The organism is Variovorax sp. Sphag1AA (genome assembly GCF_014192575.1).
Classification (GTDB): Bacteria; Pseudomonadota; Gammaproteobacteria; order Burkholderiales; family Burkholderiaceae_C; genus Variovorax.
Genome location: NZ_JACHYC010000002.1, coordinates 215,730 through 238,853, shown reverse-complemented (window position 1 = coordinate 238,853; position 23,124 = coordinate 215,730). Strand labels below are relative to the sequence as shown.

Genomic DNA, 23,124 nt, shown 5'->3' with positions numbered 1-23,124 from the left:
AGGATGGCTCCAACGTCCCCACGCCCGGGCGTGCTCGTGACAGGCGGCGGCCAAAGGCTCGGCGCCGCGGTCTGCGAGGCTTTCGCTCGCGCGGGCTGGCGGGTGTGGTGCCAGTACCGCGCATCGCGCGAACAGGCGCTCGCATTGTGCGCGCGCCTGCGCGACGAAGGGCACGACGCGACTGCGGTCGAAGCTGACATCGGCACCGAAGACAGCCGGCGTGCGCTGATCGCACGAATCGCCGCCCATGGCCCGCTGGCGTGCATCGTCAACAACGCCTCGGCCTTCGAGCCCGACACCGCGCTCGATTTCGATGCCGAAGCGGCACTGCGCCAGATCGGCGTGAACCTGGTGGCGCCGTTGTCGTTCGCGCGGTTGCTGGCCAAGACCGGCCAGCCGGACGACGGCATCGACCGCTCGGCGATCCACGTGCTCGACCAGAAGGTCTACAACCTCAACCCCGACTATTTCTCGTACACGGTCTCCAAGCTCGCGCTGGAGCGGGCCGTGGCCCTGCAGGCGCAGGCGCTCGCGCCGGCGGTGCGGATCTGCGGCGTCGCGCCGGGCATCCTCTATCCGAGCGGGCCGCAGAACGAGGCGAATTTCGCCAAGGCCTCGCACGCGAACCTGCTGCGACGGCCGATCGACCCGGCCGACGTGGCCCGCAGCTGCGTCTTCCTCGCCAGCACGCCAAGCGTGACCGGCACAACTCTCTGCGTCGACAACGGGCAGCACCTGGTGCCCTTGCCGCGCGACATCATGTTCGTCGTCGACGACCTGCTGAAAGCATCCGCGCCATGAGCCACTCTTCCATCGATCCCCTTCTGACCAACTGCCGTCGCGTCTTCCTGCGCAACTACGAGGTGTGGATCAACATCGGCGTGCACGAATTCGAGAAGCGCGCCGAGCAGCGCGTGATCATCAACGTCGACCTCTACGTGCCGCTGGACCAGTCGACGCCCAAGGCGGACGACCTCGACGAAGTCGTGGACTACGACTTCATCCGCCGCACCGTCGCGACGAGGCTGAGCAAGGGCCACATCCACTTGCAGGAAACGCTGTGCGACGACATCCTGACGCAGGTGCTGACGCACCCCAAGGTGCACGCCGCGCGCGTCTCGACCGCCAAACCCGACGTCTACCCCGACTGCGACGCAGTGGGCGTGGAAGTTTTCAGGAGCAAGTAAATGAGTGCCGTATGGATTGACGAGCAGCCTTCGTCCACCAACAGCCTGAAGATCGAACGCGAGACGCACAAGCTCGAGAAGCGCCTGTGCCGCGAAGTGGGCCGCGCGATCTTCGACTACAACATGATCGAGGCGGGCGACAAGGTCATGGTGTGCCTCTCGGGCGGCAAGGACAGCTACGGGATGCTGGACATCCTGCTCAAGCTGCGTGCCCGTGCGCCGATCCACTTCGACATCGTCGCGGTCAATCTCGACCAGAAGCAGCCCGGCTTCCCTGAAGAGGTGCTGCCGACCTACCTGAAGGCGCTCGGCATCCCATTCCACATCGAGGAGCAGGACACCTACTCGATCGTCAAGCGCGTGATCCCCGAAGGCAAGACCACCTGCGGCCTTTGCAGCCGGTTGCGCCGCGGCATCCTCTACCGCGTGGCGGACGAACTCGGCGCGACCAAGGTGGCGCTGGGCCATCACCGCGACGACATGCTGCAGACCTTCTTCCTCAACATGTTCTTCGGCGGCAAGCTCAAGTCGATGCCGCCCAAGCTGGTGAGCGACGACGGCAAGCACGTGGTGATCCGCCCCCTGGCCTACGTGCCTGAAAAGGACCTCGTGCGTTGGGCGCAGCACCGGCAGTTCCCGATCATCCCGTGCACGCTCTGCGGCAGCCAGGAGAACCTCCAGCGCAAGCAGGTCGGCGAGATGCTGCGCGAATGGGAGCGCAAGCATCCGGGCCGCATCGAGAACATGTTCAACGCGCTCCAGAACGTGGTTCCCTCGCATCTGCACGACGGAACGCTGTACGACTTCAAGGATCTGAAAGCGACGGGCGTGGCTGACGACGATGGCGACAAGGCATTCGACGCGCCCGAGTTCCCGGTGGCCGCGTCGCCGCTCAGCATCGTGCAGATCTGATCCCAATGAAATCGCTGCTGGCTGCCCTCCTCTTCACCGTGAGCCTCACGGGTTGCGCGACGCGCTGGGTGGTCGACAGCGACGTGCGGACCTTCTCCGAGATCGGCACCGTACCGGCCGAAGCAACCTATCGCTTCGAACGCCTGCCCTCCCAGCAATATGACGAGGCTGCGCAGCTCCAGCTCGAAGCGATGGCCGGCCCGGCGCTCGAGGGCGTCGGCCTGCGCCGCGACGATGCCTCGCCGCACTACACCGCGCAGATCGGCGCGCGCGTGACGTCAGAGCTCTCGTCGTGGGTCGATCCGTGGTTCGGCAGCCCCTGGTACGGTCCCGGTCCCTGGGGTGGCCCGGGGCCGTGGGGGCCCTACCGAGGCGCATGGGGCTACGGCCGCGGCTGGTACGGGCCGGGCTGGTGGGGACCACCGCCGGCCTACAACCCCTGGTATTCGCGGGAAGTCAGCATCGTGCTGCGCGAGTTGCCTTCCAACCGGGTGGTCTACGAGACAAGGGCGCGCAACGACGGGCCGTACAACGACAGCGGCGCGATCCTGCCGGTGATGTTCCAGGCGGCGCTCCAGGGCTTCCCGAATCCCCCCAAGGGCGAACGGCGGGTGAACCTGGAAGTCCCGACCGCCCGCAATTGAGCCCCCCTCCGACAGCGGCGGCCTAGGGGTTCCCCCTAGAATTTCGCCGATGGAGTCCACCCGCGTCATTGCAGTCCGCCACGGCGAAACCGCTTGGAACGTCGATACCCGCATCCAGGGACAGCTCGACATCGAACTGAACGACACCGGCCTCTGGCAGGCGCGCCGGGTCGCCAAGGCGTTGGTCGAGGAACCCATCGCGGCGATCTATGCCAGCGACCTCGCCCGTGCGTGGCAGACCGCCAGGGAGATCGCGGACCTGCGCCAGATCGAAGTAACCACCGACACCGGCCTGCGCGAACGGGCTTTCGGGCACTTCGAAGGCCGGACCTTCGCGGACATCGATGCGGTGCTGCCGGACCAGGCGCGCCTCTGGCGCACGCGCGATCCCGAATTCACGCCGGAAGGCGGAGAGTCATTGCTCACATTCCGCGAGCGGATCACGAGCACGGCGGCCCGGCTGGCAGCCCAGCACCCCGGTGAACTGGTCGTGATGGTGGCCCACGGCGGTGTGATGGACGTGCTTTACCGCGCCGCGACCGGTCAGGGCCTGCAGGCCCCGCGCACCTGGGAACTGGGCAATGCGGCCATCAACCGCCTGCTCTGGACCCCCCAGGGCTTCACGCTCGTCGGCTGGGCGGACATCCGGCATCTCAGCGACGACGTGCTCGACGAAACCACCGTCTGAGGCGCCGCGACCGTCGAGTCGCAAAAACAGTACTTTCCTATGCACTTTTCGTCGGATCTGACGACCGACGTCAGCTTTTCGTACTCATTTCTGGTAAACGTTGGCACAATCGTGACCGTGTGAAACTTTTGTCAACACGACAAAAGCAACGAATTGCTTCGAATGTTGCAGCCCCCCAAAACGGCATAGGCTGCTCAGCATGGCTTTCGGAGGGTGGCACAAAGGTCTTTGAGAGGGCAATATCGAGCCAGTCGGGAAAGTGAACGCTTTGTGATTACTGTTCGTAACGGATACATGTGTTGCCAAACCGCGCGCCGATCCTGAAACAAACCAGGGGTTACCAGAAGGTTCACAGCCACTCGTCAGCGGAGTTATCAGTCCATGGAACAACCACCTGTACCCAGTTCCCCTGTTGAGGCTGCAACGCTTTCGCTAGTGGATCTCTTCGTGGCCCGCACTGGCGCGGCATCTTCCCCGGAACCGGCCACATACGACCTGCAGGTTGCGGACCTCGCGGCGCGCTGGGCCGCCAAGGCATCCGAATCGACGCTCTCCACAGATACCTTGTTTGCGGCCGCATGGGCGCTGCTGCAGGCGCGCTGGCTCGGCACCGCGATTCCAGCTGACGCGACCGCGAACGACTGGCTCGCCCAAACCCAGAGCACAGCCGGTGAAGGCGACGCGTTCCACCTGACCTTCTCGCCAGCGACCTCGGTGCTGAGCCTGCGCGGCCCCGCCGCCTTGCTCGACGCGAACCTCGCAGCAACGGTCTTGACCGCCATCGCCGACACCGCGTCGGATCTTCTCGATCGCCCCGGTGCCAACCTGCGCGACATCCGCACCCTGACCGCCGAAGACCGCCAGCGCCAGTCGGACGCATGGAACGTCCCGCCCACGCCCTATGACCGCTCGCTGACGGTCCACGCGATGTTCGACCGCCAGGTCGCCGCGCGCGGAGAGGCCGTGGCGTTGGTCGGCGAAGACGGCCCCCTGAGCTACAACGAAGTCGCGCGCCGTGCCGAAGTGATGGCGCGCCGGCTGCAATCGCGCGGCGTTCGCGCTGGCCATGCGGTGGGCGTGATGCTCGACCGCTCCAGCGCCGCCGTCGTCACCCTGCTCGGCATCCTCAAAACGGGCGCGGCCTATGTGCCAGTACAGCCCGACTTCCCCGCCGAGCGCATCGCGTTCATGCTGTCACACGCCGACGTCGGTCTCGTCGTTACCCAGGCCGCGCACCGGCAGCTCGTTCCCAGCGAGCGGCCGGTGCTTTCAATCGATGACGGGCGCGCGGCCGAGGAAACCGCGCTCCCGCCTTTCGCACCCGCCGAAGCCGATGGCGAATCGGTCGCCTACGTGATGTACACCTCGGGATCGACCGGTACGCCCAAGGGCATCGAGATCTGCCACCGGTCGATCCTGCGGCTGGTGACCGACGCGCATTACGTGGACCTGCCGGCCGGCGAGGCGATGCTCCATGCGGCACCGCTGGGCTTCGATGCCTCGACGCTGGAAATCTGGGGCCCGCTGCTCAATGGCGGCATCTGTGTGGTCCTCGACGAGCAGGTGCCGACGGGCGCCGGACTCGCGCGCGCCATCGAGCGACATTCCGTGCGCACCGCATGGCTTACCGCCGCCCTCTTCAACGCGGTGGTCGACGACGACCCGCTTCAGCTCAAGGGCCTGCGCCAGTTGCTGGCGGGCGGCGAAGCGCTGTCGGTGTCGCATATCCGCCGCGCGATGGCTGCGCTGCCAGAGACGACGCTCATCAACGGCTACGGCCCGACCGAGTGCACGACCTTCTCGGCCACGCACCGCATTCCGCGCGACCTGCCGGCCGATGCGCGCTCGGTGCCGATCGGCCGCCCGATCAACGACACCACGCTCCGTGTCCTGAGCCCGACGATGGCAATGCTGCCCGCCGGCCTCGTCGGCGAGCTGTGCATCGGCGGACGCGGACTGGCGCGTGGCTACCTGCAGCGCCCCGACCTGACCGCCGAGCGCTTCGTCGCCGACCCGTACGGTGGCCCCGGCGATCGTCTCTATCGAACCGGCGACCAGGTGCGCTGGCTGCCCGACGGCACCATCGAATACATCGGCCGCGTGGACGGCCAGGTCAAGATCCGCGGCCATCGCATCGAGACCGGCGAAGTCGAGGCGGCGCTGCTCACGCACCCGGGCGTCAAGTCCTGCGCCGTCGTCGCGCGCAAGGACGCCTCGGGCCGGTTGAGCCTCGTGGCGTACCTCGTCGCGCGCGCAGCCGAAGTGCCGTGGACCACGTTGCGCCATCACCTTGCCGACCATCTGCCCGAGGCGATGCTGCCTTCGGCGCAGGTGTGGCTCCCCCAACTGCCGGTGACGACCAACGGCAAGCTCGACCGCCGCGCACTGCCCGAGCCGCCGCGCCAGCGGCCTGATCTCGCACAGGCCTTCGAAGAAGCGCGCACCGACGCCGAACGCACGGTGTGCGCGGCCTTCGCGCGTGCACTCGGCATCGACCAGGTCGGCCGCAACGACAACTTCTTCGACCTCGGTGGCGACTCGCTGCTGGTGCTGAAGGTGATGAAGGACCTGCAGCGCGGAAGCGAACGCCGTCTTTCGACCAACCTCTTCTTCCGCCAGCCCACGCCTGCCGCGCTCGCCGCAAGCCTGCAGGCCGACGAGCCTGTCTCGCCGAAGCGTGAAGCCGCCAAGCCTGCGTCCCGCATCGGCGCCGAGATGGAGCCCGTCGCGCTGGTCGCCATGGCCGGCCGCTTCCCCGGTGCGGCGGATGTCGAACAGTTCTGGGACAACCTCCTCGCCGGCCGCGAATCGATCAGCTTCTTCGACGATGCGACGCTCGACGCCGGCGTGAGTGCTGCCCTTCGCGCGGACCCGCTCTACGTGCGTGCGCGCGGCGTCATCGACGACATCGAACAGTTCGACGCCGCCTTCTTCGGCATCAATCCGAAGGAAGCCGAGCTGATGGACCCGCAGCATCGCGTGTTCCTCGAGATCTGCTGGGAATGCCTCGAACGCGGCGGCTACGTGCCCGACCAGGCGCCCGGCCCGGTCGGCGTCTACGGCGGCATGTACAACCCGACCTACTTCCAGCGGCACGTGTCGACGCGTCCGGACCTGGTCGAGATGATCGGCGAGTTCCAGGTGATGCTGGCCAACGAGAAGGACTACATCACCACCCGCGTGGCGAACAAGCTGAGCCTCACCGGCCCGGCCGTCAGCGTGCATACCGCGTGCTCGACATCGCTCGTCGCGATCGCACAGGCCTTCCATGCCCTGCGCACCGGCCAATGCCGCATGGCGCTCGCGGGCGGCGCGTCGGTGACCTGCCCGCCTCGCAGCGGCTATCTCTACAACGAGGGCTCGATGCTCTCGCCCGACGGGCACACGCGCAGCTTCGATGCCAAGGCCAAGGGCACCGTCTTCAGCGACGGCGCGGCAGTGGTACTGCTCAAGCGGCTCTCCGACGCGATCGCCGACGGCGACACCATCTATGCCGTGCTGCGCGGCGCGGCAGTCAACAACGACGGCGGCGCGAAGGCCAGCTTCACCGCGCCGAGCGTGGACGGCCAGGCCGCTGTGATCGAAGCCGCGCTCGCGTCGTCTGGCGTCGAAGCGCGCAGCATCTCGTACATCGAGACCCACGGCACTGCGACGCCGATGGGCGATCCGATCGAGGTCGAAGGCCTCACACGCGCCTTTGCCGCGCACACGGCCGACAAGGGCTTCTGCGCGATCGGCTCGCTCAAGAGCAACGTGGGCCACATGGTCACGGCCGCCGGCGCGGCGGGGCTCATCAAGGCCGCCCTGTCGTTGCATACCGAAGCGATCCCGGCCAGCCTGCACTACGAATCGCCGAACCCGGCGATCGATTTCGAGGCGACGCCGTTCCGCGTGAACAGCCAGCTCCTGCCGTGGCCGCGCGAAGTGGCACCGCGCCGGGCGGGCGTCAGCAGTTTCGGCGTGGGCGGCACCAACGCGCACGTGGTCATCGAGGAAGCACCGGTGCGCGAGCCGTCCGATCCGATGTCCGGGCCGCATCTCCTGACGCTCTCGGCACGTTCGCCCGCCGCACTGGCCGCTGCCGCGACGCGACTGGCAGATCACCTCGATGCACATCGCGACGTGTCGCTCGCCGATGTCGCGCACACGCTCCGCGTCGGCCGGAAGGCTTTCACGCACCGCGCCTGCGTGGTCGCCAGCTCGATCGATGAAGCCATTGCCGCGCTGCGCACGGCCGATTCGCCCGCGCGTGCAGGCGCTTCTCTCAACGCCTGGGTGCCGCAGCCGGTGTTCGCGTTCCCGGGCCAGGGCGCGCAATACGCCGGCATGGGCCGCACGCTGTACGAGAACGATGCCGTCTTCCGCGCCGCTTTCGACGATTGCCTGCGCGCCTTCGACGGTGTGCTCGGCTTCGATCTGCGCGAGCGCATGTTCTCGGACGACGCTTCGGCGCTCGCGCCCACGTCGGTCACGCAGCCTGCGACTTTCGCGCTCGAATATTCATTGGCACGCCAGCTCATGGCGCTTGGGGTGCAGCCCGCCGCGATGGTCGGCCACAGCGTCGGCGAATTCGCCGCTGCGGTGCTGGCCGGCGTCATGCGCCTCGAAGATGCCGCGCGCCTCGTGGCACGCCGCGGCGCACTGATGCAGGCGCTGCCCGCGGGCACGATGCTCTCGGTCCGCATGCCTGCCGCCGACCTGGTGCCGCTCCTTCCCGAAGGCATCTCGCTCGCCGCCGATAACGGCCCCAACGTGTGCGTGGCCGCCGGCCCGAGCGATGCGATCGAGAACCTGCGCGTTGCGCTAGAAGCCAAGGGCATCGTCGCGAAGGCACTCCAGACTTCGCACGCTTTCCATTCGGCCATGATGGAACCGGCGGTCGAGCCCTTCGAAGCGCTGGTGCGCGAGACGAAGCTCTCGCAGCCCACGCTCCCGATCTACTCGACGCTCACCGGCCGCCTCCTCACCGAAGAAGAAGCGACCGACCCGCACTACTGGGCGCGCCACCTGCGCGAAACCGTGCGCTTCTCGCCAGCCGTGCGCGAAGTGCTCGCGCAGCTCGCGCACCCGCTCTTCATCGAGATCGGCCCGCGCAACACGCTCGCCACGCTGGTGCGCCAGCATGCGACCAAGGCCGTGCCCGCGCCCGCCGTCTCGCTGCTGTTGGACCAGCCGCAAGGCGAGAACGCCGCCTGGCGTCTTGCCGCCGGTCGCCTCTGGGCGCAAGGCATCGAGCTCGACCTGAACGCACTCGACACGCGCGCACGCAAGCACCGTGTGCGTCTGCCGACCTATCCCTTCGAGCGCAAGCGCTTCTGGGTCGACATCGCAGCGGCACCCGCCGCGACGGTCGCGCCCGTGGTGGCTTCCGTCGCTTCCGCCCCTCTTCTTTCCAATTCGCTTCCGGAGTTGACAATGACCGTCGCAGCCACTTCCGCACCGCCCGCGCGCCGCGCATCTCTCGTCACCCGGCTTCGCGAGTTGTTCGAGAACCTGTCCGGCGTCGACATGGCCGGCGTCGACGGCTCGGCGCCCTTTGTCGAGATCGGGCTCGATTCGCTCACGCTCACGCAGGCTGCGCTGCAGGTCAAGAAGACCTTCAAGGTCAACCTGACCTTCCGCCAGTTGATGGAAAGCTATCGCAGCTTCGACGCGCTCGCCGAGTTCCTCGACGCGACGCTGCCGGCCGAGCCTGCCGCTGCCGCACCGGCCACTCCGGTCGCAGCGCCTGCGGCCACGATCACTGCGGTAGCACCGCAAGCCGCAGCACCGGTGATCACGCCCGTGCAGCAGGTGATGCCCGCGATGCAGCCCATGGCCCTGCCTGCTGGCGCCGGCACCCTGGTGCAGCAGCTCATCGCGCAACAGATGCAATTGATGCAACAGCAACTCGCATTGCTGTCGGCGGCACCATCGATGCCGGCCAGCCCCGCGCTGCCGGCACCGGTGGTGGAGCAACCCACGTCCAAGGCCTCCGTCGCGGCCACGGCGTCCAATTCGCAACCTGCGCAAGCCGCGCAGCCCGCAGCCGCCGCATCCGCGACCGACGCGGAAGCGCCCGCCAGTGAAGTCAAGTACGACGTCAAGAAGGCATTCGGCGCCATCGCCCGCATCCACACGCAGGCCAAGGAACCGACCGAGCGACAGAAGGCACGACTCGCCGCCTTCATGCGCCGCTACACCGAGCGCACGAAGAAGAGCAAGGAATTCACCGCACAGAACCGCCCGCACATGGCCGATCCGCGCGTGGTGAATGGCTTCCGCCCGGCGACGAAGGAGATCACCTACCAGATCGTCATCGACCGCTCCAAGGGCTCGCGCCTCTGGGACATCGACGGCAACGAGTACGTCGACACGCTCAACGGCTTCGGCATGAACCTCTTCGGATGGACGCCGGACTTCATCAACGAAGCGGTGCACAAGCAGCTCGACCAGGGCTATGAGATCGGCCCGCAGCATCCGCTCGCAGCCGAAGTGACCAAGCTGCTGTGCGAGCTCACCGGCTTCGACCGCGCTGGCCTGTGCAACACCGGTTCCGAAGCGGTGATGGCCGCGCTGCGCATCGCGCGCACCGTGACCGGCCGCAACACCGTGGTGCTGTTCACCGGCTCCTATCACGGCACCTTCGATGAAGTGCTGGTGCGCGCCGGCCGCAATGCCAAGGGCATGTCCGCCGCACCCGGCGTGCTGCAGACGATGTTCGGCGAAGTGCGTGTGCTCGACTACGGCACGCCCGAGTCGCTCGAATTCATCCGCGCCAACGCGGAAGACCTCGCCGCCGTGCTCGTGGAGCCGGTGCAGAGCCGTCGCCCCGACTTCCAGCCGCGCGAATTCCTGCGCGAGCTGCGCGCGATCACCGAGAAGTCGGAAACCTGCCTGATCTTCGACGAGGTCATCACCGGCTTCCGCAGCGACCTCGGCGGCGCGCAGGCGATCTTCGGCGTCCGCGCGGACCTGGCCACCTACGGCAAGGTGCTCGGCGGCGGCTTCCCGGTCGGCGTGATCGCCGGCAAGCGCACCTACATGGACGCGCTGGATGGCGGCGCATGGCAATACGGCGACGACTCGGTGCCGACCGTCGGCGTCACCTACTTCGCGGGCACCTTCGTGCGCCATCCGCTCGCACTCGCGGCGTCGAAGGCCGCGCTGGAGCACCTGAAGCAGGACAACAACAAGCTGCAGACCCAGCTCAACCTGCACACCGCCGCGATGGCCGACGAGCTGACCGCGTTCTGCCGCGAAGTCGGCGCGCCGCTGGAGATCCGCTACTTCTCGTCGCTGTGGCGTGTGACCTGGCTCGAAGACCATCCGCTGCAGGACCTCCTGTTCGCCATGATGCGCAGCCGCGGCGTGCACATCCTCGACAACTTCCCCTGCTTCATGACGACCGCGCATTCGCAGCAGGACATCGCGACGATCAAGTCCGCATTCAAGGAATCGATCGCCGAGATGCAGGAAGCCGAACTGCTTCCGCGCCGTGCTGTCGTGCAGTCGACCTTCGACGCATCGCACCCGCCCGTTCCCAACGCCCGGCTCGGGCGCGACAAGGATGGGCAGCCCGCCTGGTTCGTGCCTGATCCGAACGCCCAAGGCAAATTCACGAAGTTCCAAGCATGACTGAAGCCGTCCTCACCCCCGCCGACAACGCGCCCGCCGACGACTTCGATCCCTTCGCGTCGGGCCTCATCGAGCGGATCGTCCCGACGACGGAGGCGCAGCGAGAGGTCTGGCTGGGCGATCGGCTGAGTCCGGAAGCTTCGCTGGCCTACAACGAGTCGCTGCGGATGCGACTCAAGGGTGCACTGGATACGGGCGCGCTCGCCGGCGCACTCGACCGGCTGGTCGCGCGGCACGAATCGCTTCGCGCGACCATCTCTCCGGACGGAACGCAGATGCTGATAGGCGAAGCGGCGTCGGTGAACATGGCGCAACACGACTTGAGCCAGCTCGAGCCCGCGGCGCAGAAGCGCCGGCTCGAGGACGAGAGCCTCGCAGCGGTGCTCGACCCGTTCTATCTCGAGAAAGGTCCGCTCTTCCGGGCCGGCCTCTACAAGATCTCCGAGCTCGAACATGTGCTGGTGATGACCGCACACCACGCGATCTGCGACGGCTGGTCGTGGGGCGTGATCAGCCAGGACCTCGGCCTGCTCTATGCCGAGCAGATCGGCCTCGGCCCGGCGCTCGAAGCGCCCTCGCAGTACTCGGACTATGCGGCCTGGGAGACGCAAGAAGCGTCCAGCCCCGAGATGCAGGGTCATATCGACTACTGGCTCTCGCGCTTCGCCGGCGGCAGCCTGCCGGTGCTCGAACTCCCGGTCGACAGGCCGCGTCCTGCGGTGCGCACCTTCAGCTCGCGCCGTGTCGACCACGTGCTGGGCCGGGACCTGATCGATTCGCTGCGCAAGGTTGGCGCTGCCTCGGGCACGAGTCTGTTCGCGACGATGTTCAGCGCCTTCGCGGCCACGCTGCACCGGCTGACCGCACAGGACGACCTGGTGATCGGCATTGCCGCGGCCGGCCAGATGCCGAGCGACATGCCTTCGCTGGTGGGCCACTGCGTCAACACGCTGCCGATCCGCGTCGCGGTCGAGCCGCAGATGTCCTTCGAGGCCTTTGCGGCCGCTTCGGGCACGTCACTGCTGGATGCCTTTGAGCACCAGACGCTGACCTACGGCGCACTGCTGCGCAAGCTGCCTGTGCCGCGCGACCCGAGCCGCCTGCCGCTGGTGAACGTGCTCTTCAATCTGGACAGCGGCGCGCTGGTCACGAGCAATTTCCCCGAGATCGAATCGGAGCAGAGCTCGATCCCGCGCCGCTACGAGAACTTCGAACTGTTCGTCAACATCGCGCCGGTCGCGAAGGGCATGCAGATCGAGGCGCAATACAACGCCGACCTGTACGACGACGCAACCGTCAAGCGCTGGCTCGGCATGTACGAATGCCTGCTGCGCTCGGTCGCGGCCGATCCTTCGATGGCGCTCGGCAAGCTCAACATCCTCGACGAGTCCGAAGCGAAGGCGATCACCGCTTTGCAGCCGGCGCCGACGCCGCTTGCCGGCCAGCCGCTGATGCATGCGGGCTTTGCCGCGCAGGCCGCGAAGACGCCCGATCGCGCCGCGCTGCGCGACGGCACGCGCAGCCTGAGCTACCTTGAACTGGACGAGCAATCGAACCGCCTCGCCCAAGCCTTGCGCGAACGCGGCATCGGCCGCGGCCAGCGCGTCGGCCTGTGCCTCGATCGCGGCGCCGACATGATGGTCGCGCTGCTGGCGGTGCTGAAGTCCGGCGCCGCGTACGTGCCGCTCGACCCCGCCTTCCCTCAAGCACGGCTCGACTACTACGCGGAAGACGCGCAGCTCGGCCTGCTTCTGACGAGCTCCACCGTCGCCGCGGTGCCCGCGAACTGGTGCGCCGACGCAGCGCAACGCGTGCTCACGCTCGACCGCGACACCGACTGGCAGAGCAAGCCCGCCACCGCACTCGCGCCTTCCGCGCAGGATGCACAGGCCGCCGATGCGGCCTATGTGATCTACACCTCCGGCTCCACCGGCAAGCCCAAGGGCGTGTGCGTGCCGCACGGCGCGGTCGCGAACTTCCTGATGAGCATGCGCGAGGCGCCCGGCATCACGGCCGACGATCGCCTGGCCGCCGTCACCACGCTGTCCTTCGACATCGCGGTGCTCGAACTCATGCTGCCGCTGACCGTTGGCGCCGAAGTGATCCTGGTCTCGCGCGACACGACGATGGACGGCAACGCGCTGCGCGCCCTGATCGAACAGAGCGGCGCAACCATGATGCAGGCGACGCCCGGCGGCTGGCGCCTGCTGCTCGATGCGCAATGGCCGGGTTCGCCGAAGTTCAAGGCGCTGGTCGGCGGTGAAGGATTGCCTTCGGATCTCGCCCAGTCGCTGCTGCAGCGCTGCGGCGAGCTCTGGAACATGTACGGCCCGACCGAAACCACGATCTGGTCCACCCTCTGGCGCGTGGAGCCGTCGCGCGTCGCGCAGCGCGGCGTGTCGATCGGCAAGCCCATTGCCAACACCACCGTCTGGGTGCTCGACGCGAACGGCCAGCGCTGCCCGATCGGCGTGCCGGGCGAGATCGTGATCGGCGGCGACGGCGTGACGCTGGGTTACCTCGACCGCCCCGAACTCACCGCCGAGCGCTTCGTGGCCGACCCGTGGGGCGAGACCGGTGCGTACCTCTACCGCACCGGCGACCGTGGTCGCTGGGGCAACGACGGTCTGCTCGAACACATGGGCCGCTTCGACTTCCAGGTGAAGGTTCGCGGCTACCGCATCGAGCTCGGTGAAATCGAAGCCGCCTGCAACGAAGCCCCGGGCGTCGGCAACAGCGTGGTGATCACGCGCGAAGACCAGCCGGGCGATGTGCGCCTGGTGGCCTATGTGAGCCCCTCATCGGGCGCAAGCATCGATTTGCACGAACTGGATCGCCGGCTGCGCGAGCGGCTGCCGCAGTACATGCTTCCGCAGCATGTGGTGACGCTGGACGCGATCCCCTTCCTGCCCAACGGCAAGGTCGATCGCAAGGCGCTGCCCAAGCCGGCCGCTGTGCGCGAAACCACGGTGGAGCGCGTCGCGCCGCGCAACGAAGGCGAAAAGGCGGTGCTCGGCCACATGGAGCAGGTGCTCAACCTGCCCGGCCTCGGCGTCCATGACGACTTCTTCTCGCTCGGCGGCCATTCGCTGCTTGCAGCCCGGCTTGCGACACTGCTGAGCCGTGAGTTCGACGTGACGGTGCCGCTGCGCGTGCTGTTCGAAGCGCCCACCGCCGAGAAGCTCGCGGTTGCGATCGAGACGCTGCGCAAGAGCGGCACACCGCGCGGCGAGGCGATCAAGGCCCTGCCGGGCCGCCGCACCGCGCCGGTGACGCCGATGCAGGAACGCATCCGCTTCCTCGAAGAGATGTATCCGGACCGCTCGACGTACAACGCGCCTTCCGCACACCGGCTTGGCGGACCGATGGACGCCCTGAAGTTCCAGGCCGCGCTGAACGCCATCATCGAACGGCAGCCGACCCTGCGCACCGCGTTCGGCATCGATCCGGCGAGCGGCGAACCGGCCGCGCTGATTGCCGAGAGCGTTCGGTACGAACTGCCGATCGTCGACTTGAGCGCCTTGCCCGAAGGCGACCGCGCGACCGCACTGAACGAGAAGATGCGCGAACTGGCAGATCGCCCGATCGCCATTCACCAAGCGCCGCTCTTCCATGCGACGTTGTTCCGTCTTGCGGCCGATGACCATGTCTTCGTGTTCGTCCCGCATCACCTGATCTGGGATGGTTGGTCTTTCGACATCCTCCAGCAGGAGCTCTCGACGATCTACGGCGCGCTGGTGCGCGGCGAGCCGCACGGCCTGCCGCCGCTGGCAGCGACGCACGGCGACTATGCCGACTGGTACGCGCGCTGGCTCGAATCGCCGGCCGCGCTGGTGCAGCTGCGCTACTGGAAGGAGCGCTTCGCGAAGGCGCCGCCCGCCAAGGCGCCGCGCACCGACATGCCGCGCCGCGCGGGCATGAGTGGCCGCGGAGGATCGCACTGGGTCAGTGTCGATCGCGAACTCACGGAGCAGCTCCGCCAGCTCGGCCAGCACCACGAGATGACGCTCAACATGCTGACGCTGGGCGTCTACGTGATGATGATGAGCAAGGTCATCGGCACGCCATCGATCGTCATCGCAACGCCGGTCCGCGGCCGCGAGGCGCCGGAACTCGAACCGGTGATGGGGTTCTTCAACAATCTGCTGCCGCTGTCGTTCCAGATCGACGGGGCGCAGCGCTTCGGCGAGTTCATGCGCTACATCAAGCAGGAACTCATCGCGGTGATGGATCACCAGCTGATCCCGTTCGAGCGCCTCGCGCGCGAACCCGAGTTCGCCGAACGCGCGCAGGGCGTGGGCCTGTACCAGGCGCTGTTCTCGTTCCAGGATGCGCGCGAGCGCGCGAAGGACGTGGGCGGCCTCGTCGACCGGCAAGTCCACCTGGTGCAGCACGGCGCGACCGACGACCTCGGCATCTGGCTGATGGACAAGTCCACCATGCTCGAAGGCGCGATCGTCTACAACGCCGACATCTACAGCCAGGAAACCGGCGCGGCCTTCAAGGAACGCTACATCGAGTTGCTGCGCCGCGTGGTCGAGCAGCCCGATGCAACGCTCGACACGATCCTCTCGCCGCAAGGCTCCGCGAGCGCGACCTACCTGCAGCGGCTGTCGGCTTCCGAAGCACCGGCAACGGCCGTCGAAACGGCATCCACGCCAGCACCGGTGGCCGTGCAGCCCCAGCGGCAACGCGAGGCCACGCTGCTGCAGCCGGAGCAGGCGCGCCTCGCCCAGATCTGGGCCAGCGCGCTCAGCATCGACGTCAACGACATCCACGCGGACGAGACCTTCTTCGACCTCGGTGGCGATTCACTGCTCGCGATGCGCGTGATCCAGCAGGCCGAGCATGTGATGGGCTTCCGCGTCGATCCGCGTCGCTACGTCTACGAGACGCTGGGCCAACTGTCGTCTGCCGCGGCTGGCACCGCCATCGACCCGGCTGAACTCGCAGCCAGCAAGGAGCCCAAGCGCGGCCTGCTCGGTCGCGTGTTCTCCGGCTGGGGTCGCAAGAACTGAGGAAGAGGCCTTGTCGATCGCACCCGTCGCCCGGCCCACATCCGACCTCGTGTGGCGGGTCGATCTCGATGCGCCGCCGGTCGACGCTTCATGCCTGTCGCAGGCCGAGCGGGATCGGGCGGCGCGCTTCGTGTTCCAGCGCGACCGGGAGCGCTTCATCGCAGCGCATGTGACGTTGCGGCAGATCCTCTCATCGCACACCGGCGTGGCCGCTTCGCAGCTCGAGTTCGTGCAGGGCGAGGCGGGCAAGCCTGCGCTGGTCCGGCCCGCTGGCGTGCAGTTCAATCTGAGTCACAGCAAATCGGTCGCGCTGGTCGCGATCGGCAATGGTGCTGCGGAAATTGGCGTCGATATCGAGGTGCTGCGTCCGATGCCCGATGCCGAGGCAATGGCCGCCTCCTATTTCACGGAAGCCGAGCAGCGGGCGCTTGCAGCGGTCCCGGCTTCGTTGCGCGAGCGCGCCTTCCTCACCTGCTGGACCCGCAAGGAAGCCTGCCTGAAGGCGATCGGCCTCGGGCTCGGCGTCGACACCCGCACCTTCGAGGCGGGCGTGGACGCGCACGACCGCGAAGTCCTCATGCCGATGGACGACGGGAAGGTGCTGGTCGCGGTATCGTCCTTCGACGGCGGCGAGGGTGTAGTCTGTGCCATCGCCCGGCGGCTTTTCACCGAGACAGGGGCGAATCGCCCCACCCACGAAAGCGAGTTGTACGCATGACGCCCATGCTCTTCGGCCCACCGTCCCGTCAGTTGTTCGGGCTGTTTCATGCGCCGGAACGCGAGGGGAATGTCGCGATGCTGATCTGCATGCCCATCGGACAGGAGGCAATTCGTGCGCACCGGCTGTTCCGCGTGCTCTCCGACCGCCTCGCGCGGATCGGCGTTGCGGTGCTGCGCTTCGACTACTACGGCACCGGAGACTCGCCCGGCGACGATGCCGACGGCGAACTCGAGGGTTGGCGCCGTGACGTCTGCACCGCGCACGAGGAACTGCGCCGCCGAGTCGGTGCGCGTCGCATCCTCTGGCTCGGCGCGCGGCTGGGCGCAACGGCGGCGGTGCTCGCGGCCAAGAGCGGCCACTGCGATCCGGCACGACTCATTCTCTGGGACCCGATCATCGACGGCGCGCGCTATCTCGACAGCCTTCGCGAGAGCCACGTCGACGCGCTCGAACGCTCCTACTGCGTGCCCGATCCGGCCTGGCGCCGCCGGCTGACGAAGGACGGTGATGCCTACACCGACGAGGTGCTCGGCTTTGCGGTCTCGCCGGTCCTCCGGCAGCAACTGCGCTCGCTTTCGCCGAAGGCGTTGCAGCTCACCGCCCTGCATCACACCACCGTGCTTGCGGACCCCGAGGACCGGGCCGCACAGCAATGGGCAAGCGCGGCGGCCGAGAGCCGTATGCCCGTCACGATCTCGTCGTTCCAGCATCCGCTGATCTGGACGTCCGATCCGCAACCCAACAACGCAATGGTCCCGACCGAAGCGCTGCAACGCCTTACTGCAGAAGCACATGACTGATTCCAAGGAAACCCCCGTCCAGTTCGGGCCCGACGGCTCGCTCCTCGGCATCGTCACAACGCCGAACGACGGTTCCATGGAGCCGGTCGCCTGCCTGCTGCTCAACATGGGCGCCACGCACCGGATCGGCCCGCGCCGCATCAACGTGAAGGTGGCGCGACGGCTCGCATCGCACGGGATCAGCACCATCCGCATCGACCTTGCAGGCCTGGGCGACAGCCGCGCTGCCAGCGGCGCCGAGCACTACCGCACCCAGGCAGTGCAGGACATGCAGGCCGCGATGAATCTCATGGGCACCATGCTCGGCGTGCGCCGCTTCGTGGTGATCGGTCTGTGCTCCGGCTCGGCCAATGGCTTGTCGCTGGCGGTCGCCGATTCGCGCGTGGTTGGCGTGCTGATGTTCGACGGCTATTCGTTCCCTGGGCGCCGCTCGCTGATGGAGCGCAATTTCCGCCGTGCACTTGCCGCGATCTCCAACGCCGCGATGATCGGCAAGACCTCGCGCTGGCTGCACCGCCTGGTCTCCTCGAAGGCCGCAGCCGCGATTGCGCCGGACATGTTCGAGCCCGATGCGCCCGAGGTCACCGCCGCATCCTTCCGCCGTTCGATGACGCAGGTCGTGGAGCGCAACGTAGCGATGCTGCTGCTTTACAGCGGCACCATGCACGTCGTCGACAGGCATCGGGATCAGCTGGGCCCGTTCGCCAACGATCCTTTCGTGAAGCAGATCGAATACATGTTCGATCCGACGCTGGATCACAGCCTGACATCGCTCGCCGCGCAGGAGACCTTCATGACCATCGCGTCGGACTGGGTGCTGCGCGTGGCGCACCGCGAGGCGCCTCCGAGCGTGCATGGCGCGCTCACCACGACATCGAGCGGGTCATCCGGGACGCTTCCGGGCAAGCTCGCGCTGGCCCGCGACGCGATCGCCTGAAGACGACCGCGCCGCTGGCGATCAGCTTGCGGCGCCCGCAGCGTGCGTCGGCTGCACGTGTTCGCCGGGCAGTTCCTGCAGCGGCCCGCTGCCGCTGTAGCGGTCGAGCGCCAGGTAGATCGCCGGCGTGATGTAGAGCGTGATCACCTGCGAGAAGATCAGCCCGCCCACCACCGCCACGCCCAGCGGCTGACGCAGTTCGGCGCCGGCGCCGAGGCCCAGCGCGAGCGGCAGCGCACCCATCATGGCGGCCAGCGTCGTCATCAGGATCGGGCGGAACCGCAGCCGGCAGGCTTCGCGGATCGCATCCACCGGCTTCATGCCCTCGGTTCGCTGAGCCTCGAGAGCGAAGTCGATCATCATGATCGCGTTCTTCTTGACGATGCCGATCAGCAGCAGGATGCCGATGGTCGCGATCAGCGTGAGATCGAAGCCGAAGAGCTTGAGCGACAGCAGCGCGCCCACCGCCGCTGACGGAAGCCCGGCAAGGATGGTGAGCGGATGGATGTAGCTTTCGTACAGCACGCCGAGCAGCACGTAGATGACGAGCACCGCCAGCACGAGCAGCACGGCCTGGCTCGACTGCGAGCTCTGGAACACCGCCGCATCACCGCCGTAGCTGGTGATGATCGACGGCGGCATCTTCAGCTCTTCCTTGATGCGATCGATCTTCGAGGTAGCGTCGCCGAGCGGCACGTCCGGCGCGAGGTTGAACGACACCGTGACCGCCTGCAACTGCCCCTGGTGGTTGACCGAGGTCGGCCCCACGGTGCGCTTGACCGTCGAGAAGGCTGAGAGCGGCACGAGCTGGCCCGCCTTGTTGCGCACCGACAGGCGCGACATGTCTTCCTCGAACTGCCGGTCGCTGTCGGAGGCCGAGAGGATCACCTGGTAGGTGTTGCTCGCACCGTAGATGCTGCCGATCTGCCGGTCGCCGTAGGCGTTGTAGAGCGCGGTGCGCAAGTCGCCCACCGCGACGCCGAGCACGCCGGCCTTGTCGCGGTCGATCTCCAGAGTGGCCTGCAGGCCGCGGTTCTGCGAATCGCTGGTGACGTCGCGGAAGATCGGGTCGGCGCGCATGCGCTCCATCAGCTTCTCGGACCACACGTTCATGGTGCCGGCGCTGACGCTCTGCAGGGTGTACTGGAAGCGCGCCTTGCTCTGCCGACCGCCAAGACGCAGGTTCTGGATCGGCTGCATGTACACCGCGATGCCCGGGATCTCGCGGAAGCGCTTGCGCAGCGATTCGAGCACCTGCGGCATGCGCAGGCGTTCGCTGCGCGGCTTGAGCACGACGAAGAGGCGTCCCGCGTTCTGCGTCGCGGTCGGGCCGCCGACGCCGATGAACGAGTTGACGTAGTCCACGTTCGGGTCGGCCATGATGGCTTCGGCCACGCGGTCCTGCAGTGCCTTCATCGCGGGGAAGGAGATGTCCTCGGCCGCTTCGGTCGTGACCTGGATCTGGCCGATGTCTTCTTCGGGGAAGAAGCCCTTGGGGATGGTGATGAACATCCACGCGGTCAGTGCGAAGGTCGACGCCGCGAGCAGCAGCATCACCGGACGATGCCGAAGCGTCCAGTCCAGCGTGCGCATGTAGTTGGCATGCACCCAGCGGTAGCCGCGCTCGAAAGCCCGACCGATCGCGGTCCCGGGCTCAGGATGTTCTTCTTCGTGGTCCATCGCACCCGCTTTGCGCGGCACATGCTTGAGCAGCCGGCTCGCGAGCATCGGCACCAGCGTCAGCGAGACGATCGCGGACACCATCACCGCGAGACCGACCACGACCGCGAATTCATGGAACAGGAGGCCGATCACGCCCGGCATGAAGAAGACCGGGATGAACACCGCGACCAGCGAGATCGAGATCGAGATGATGGTGAAACCCACCTCGCGCGCGCCGCGCAAGGCTGCGGCAAACGGCTCCATGCCCTTTTCGACGTACCGCATGATGTTCTCGAGCACCACGATCGCGTCGTCCACCACCAGGCCCACCGCCAGCGTGATGCCGAGCAACGACACGTTGTCGAGGCTGTAGCCGAAGGCATAGAGCAGCGCGACCGCGCCGATGAGCGAGATCGGGATCGTCAGCGCCGGAATCAGCGTTGCGACCAGCCGGTGCAGGAACAGGAAGATCACCAGCACCACCAGCAGGATGGTGCCCAGCAGCGTGAGCTGCACGTCATGTACCGCCTCGCGGATCGACAGCGATCGGTCGTTGAGCAGATTGATCTCGACCGACTGCGGCAGCTCTTCCTTGAAGCGCGGCATCAGCGCGCGCACCGCATCGACCACCTGCACGGTGTTCGCGTTGGGCTGGCGCTGCACCGCCAGCGAGATCGAGTTCTTGCCGTTGTAGGCGCTGCCGGTCTTGACCGACTCAAAGCTGTCCTCGATGGTCGCGACCTCGTCGAGCCGCACCGGCGCGCCGTTGCGCTGGCCGACGATGACCTTCGAGAAGTCGGCCGCCTTGAGCATCTGCTCGTTCGCCTGGATGGTCAGCGTCTGACGGGGACCGTCGAGCACGCCCACTGGCGTGTTGGCGTTGGCGAGCCGCACCGCGTTGGCGAGTTCGTCGAGCGTGATGTTGCGCGCGTTGAGCAGGTCGGCGTCGGCCTTGATGCGCACCGCGAAGCGCTTCTGCCCGTACACCACCACCTGCGCCACGCCGTCGATGGTCGAGAGCGTGGGCGAGACGAGGTTCTCGGCGTAATCGTTGAGCTCGGACGGCGTCATCGAATCCGAGGTCATCGCGATGAACAGCACCGGCGCATCGGCCGGGTTCACCTTGCGGTACGACGGCAGCTGGGTGAGTTCCTGCGGCAGTTGCCGCTGCGCGCGCAGCAACGCGGCCTGCACGTCGACCGCGGCCGCGTCGATGTCGCGCGAGCTCACGAACTCGAGCGTGACCGAGGTCGTGCCCTGCGTGTTGACCGAGCTGATCGTCTGCAGCCCGGGAATGGTGGAGAACTGCTTCTCGAGCGGCAATGCCACCGAAGACGCCATCGTCTCCGGGCTCGCGCCAGGCAATTGCGCATTGACGTTGATGACCGGCGTGTTGTAGCTCGGCAGCGCCGCGACGGGGATCTGGAAGTACGCAAAGATGCCGATGACCACCACCGCGGCAGAGAGCAGCACCGTCATCGCGGGACGACGGATGCACAGCTCGGAGATGTTCATGACCGCTCCCGTTCCGCGACGATGCTGGCGTTGGTCGGCGCGACGGTTGCAGCGCTGCCCGGGCCGGGCGCCTGCTCGTCGGTGCGCTGCGGCCCGCCGTTGGTTTCGACGCGGATCTTGCCGCCCGGGCGGACGTTCTGCTTGCCTTCGATGACGACGTGCTCGCCCGGCTGCACGCCGCGCACCACGGCCTGCGTGCCGAAGGTGTAGATCGACTCGACCTTGCGACGCGACGCTTTCTTTTCGGCATCGATCACGTAGACCGACGAGCCCTCGGTCAGCATCATCACCGCGGAAGCCGGCACCACCGTCGCGTCGTCGATGGTGCGCACGGTGACGCGCGTCTCGACGAACTGGCCGGGCCAGAGGCTCTGGTCGGCGTTGTCGAACACCGCCTTGGCGCGGACCGTACCGATGAGCGGGTCGACCGTGTTGTCGACGAAATTGAGCTGGCCCTTGAGCGTTTCCTTGCGGCCGGGCACCACTGCTTCGACCGGGGTATGCGAGCGGGCGGCTGCCAGCAGGTCCTGCAACTTGCCCTCAGGTACCGGGAAGCTCACCGCGATCGGGTCGAGTTGCGTGATCGTGACCAGCGACAACGTGGGCTGCACCAGCGTGCCGGGATAGATGTTCACCGCGCCGATGCGCCCAGCAATGGGCGCGCGCAGCGAGGCGTAGCCCAGCGCCACTTCGGCGGACTGCACCGCCGCGCGATCCGCGGCCACGGCGGCCCGCTGCGCCTCGAGTTGAGATAGGGTGGCATCGACCGCGCTCTTGGCGATGAAGTTCTGGGCCACCAGTTCCTGGTTGCGACGGTATTGGCGTTCGAGGTCGGCAAGGACCGCTTCATCCCGCTGCTGCTGCGCCTTGGCCTTCGCGAGATTGGCCTGGTCGGGCCGGTCGTCGAGCGTGAAAAGCAACTGGCCCGCCTTGACGAACTGGCCTTCCTTGACGTGCACCTGCCGCACCGTGTTCGTGACCTGCGGCCGCAGGTCGACGCTGTTGAGCGAAACCACGCTGCCATTGACCTGCACCGTGACCGGCACGCTTTGCTTCTTGGCGACTGCCAGGGTTACGAGCGCCGGAGCGCCGGTGCCACCGGCGCCGTTGGCGGCCTTGCCGGCGGGAGCCGTGGCCGATTCCGTGCCATGGCGCGATTTGGCGCCAGACCACCACCAACCACCTGCGGCGGCCACGATCAGCACCCCGGTCAGGGTGAGTACGAGATTTTTCTTCATGGGGCATCCATCATGGATCGAAGCGCTCTATGCCGGAATGGGAGTCGCACTAGGGGAAGGGCATGTTGGAAATTTCCGGCGCCGCTATTGGATCAGCGCGCGGGGGCAAGACACCCGGGCTTCCGTAAAGATAAGTAAAGCGTCCGGGAACAAGCGCACGCCAGGCGCGACTGTCAGTGGGGGTC

The 23,124-nt window shown here is 67.3% G+C and carries 12 protein-coding genes; 10 read left to right on the top strand and 2 right to left on the bottom strand.

Going from position 1 to position 23,124, the window contains the following annotated elements:
* Positions 1-3 precede the first annotated feature (3 nt).
* The 10 genes from FHW64_RS07595 (at position 4) to FHW64_RS07550 (ending at position 18,524) form a co-directional block, all read left to right on the top strand.
* A complete protein-coding gene (locus FHW64_RS07595) occupies positions 4-801 on the top strand; it encodes an SDR family oxidoreductase (RefSeq protein WP_184524703.1) in 798 nt (265 codons plus the stop codon).
* On the top strand, positions 798-1,187 hold the full coding sequence (locus tag FHW64_RS07590) for a dihydroneopterin aldolase (RefSeq protein WP_184524701.1): 390 nt from the start codon (positions 798-800) through the stop codon (positions 1,185-1,187). Before FHW64_RS07595 ends, FHW64_RS07590 begins: the two co-directional genes overlap by 4 nt.
* On the top strand, positions 1,188-2,099 hold the full coding sequence (ttcA, locus tag FHW64_RS07585; protein WP_184524699.1) for a tRNA 2-thiocytidine(32) synthetase TtcA: 912 nt from the start codon (positions 1,188-1,190) through the stop codon (positions 2,097-2,099).
* A gap of 5 nt (positions 2,100-2,104) precedes the next feature.
* Complete coding sequence (locus FHW64_RS07580; RefSeq protein ID WP_184524697.1) at positions 2,105-2,743, top strand: DUF4136 domain-containing protein; 639 nt, start codon at positions 2,105-2,107, stop codon at positions 2,741-2,743.
* Positions 2,744-2,792: 49 nt separating this feature from the next.
* Positions 2,793-3,431 carry a histidine phosphatase family protein gene (locus tag FHW64_RS07575; protein ID WP_184524695.1) on the top strand — a complete coding sequence of 213 codons (639 nt, stop codon included), beginning with the start codon at positions 2,793-2,795 and terminating at the stop codon, positions 3,429-3,431.
* Between the two features lie 381 nt (positions 3,432-3,812).
* Entirely contained in the window at positions 3,813-11,048 is a 7,236-nt protein-coding gene (locus FHW64_RS07570) for a polyketide synthase (RefSeq protein ID WP_184524693.1), read from the top strand.
* The gene (locus FHW64_RS07565; protein ID WP_184524691.1) at positions 11,045-16,066 is read left to right on the top strand and encodes a non-ribosomal peptide synthetase; all 5,022 of its coding nucleotides are present in this window, start codon (positions 11,045-11,047) and stop codon (positions 16,064-16,066) included. Before FHW64_RS07570 ends, FHW64_RS07565 begins: the two co-directional genes overlap by 4 nt.
* Positions 16,067-16,076: 10 nt before the next feature.
* Positions 16,077-16,784 carry a 4'-phosphopantetheinyl transferase superfamily protein gene (locus FHW64_RS07560; RefSeq protein ID WP_184524689.1) on the top strand — a complete coding sequence of 236 codons (708 nt, stop codon included), beginning with the start codon at positions 16,077-16,079 and terminating at the stop codon, positions 16,782-16,784.
* Positions 16,781-17,587: a serine aminopeptidase domain-containing protein gene (locus FHW64_RS07555; protein ID WP_184524687.1), complete on the top strand. Its 807-nt coding sequence runs from the start codon at positions 16,781-16,783 to the stop codon at positions 17,585-17,587. The genes FHW64_RS07560 and FHW64_RS07555 overlap by 4 nt, the downstream gene beginning before the upstream one ends.
* Positions 17,580-18,524, top strand: a complete 945-nt coding sequence (locus tag FHW64_RS07550; RefSeq protein WP_184524685.1) for an alpha/beta hydrolase family protein — start codon at positions 17,580-17,582, stop codon at positions 18,522-18,524. The genes FHW64_RS07555 and FHW64_RS07550 overlap by 8 nt, the downstream gene beginning before the upstream one ends.
* A gap of 21 nt (positions 18,525-18,545) precedes the next feature.
* Here the strand turns inward: FHW64_RS07550 and FHW64_RS07545 are convergent, their stop codons facing one another.
* Both FHW64_RS07545 and FHW64_RS07540 read right to left on the bottom strand, forming a co-directional pair.
* A complete protein-coding gene (locus tag FHW64_RS07545; protein ID WP_184524683.1) occupies positions 18,546-21,701 on the bottom strand; it encodes an efflux RND transporter permease subunit in 3,156 nt (1,051 codons plus the stop codon).
* Positions 21,698-22,939: an efflux RND transporter periplasmic adaptor subunit gene (locus tag FHW64_RS07540; protein WP_184524682.1), complete on the bottom strand. Its 1,242-nt coding sequence runs from the start codon at positions 22,937-22,939 to the stop codon at positions 21,698-21,700. Before FHW64_RS07540 ends, FHW64_RS07545 begins: the two co-directional genes overlap by 4 nt.
* Positions 22,940-23,124 lie beyond the last annotated feature (185 nt).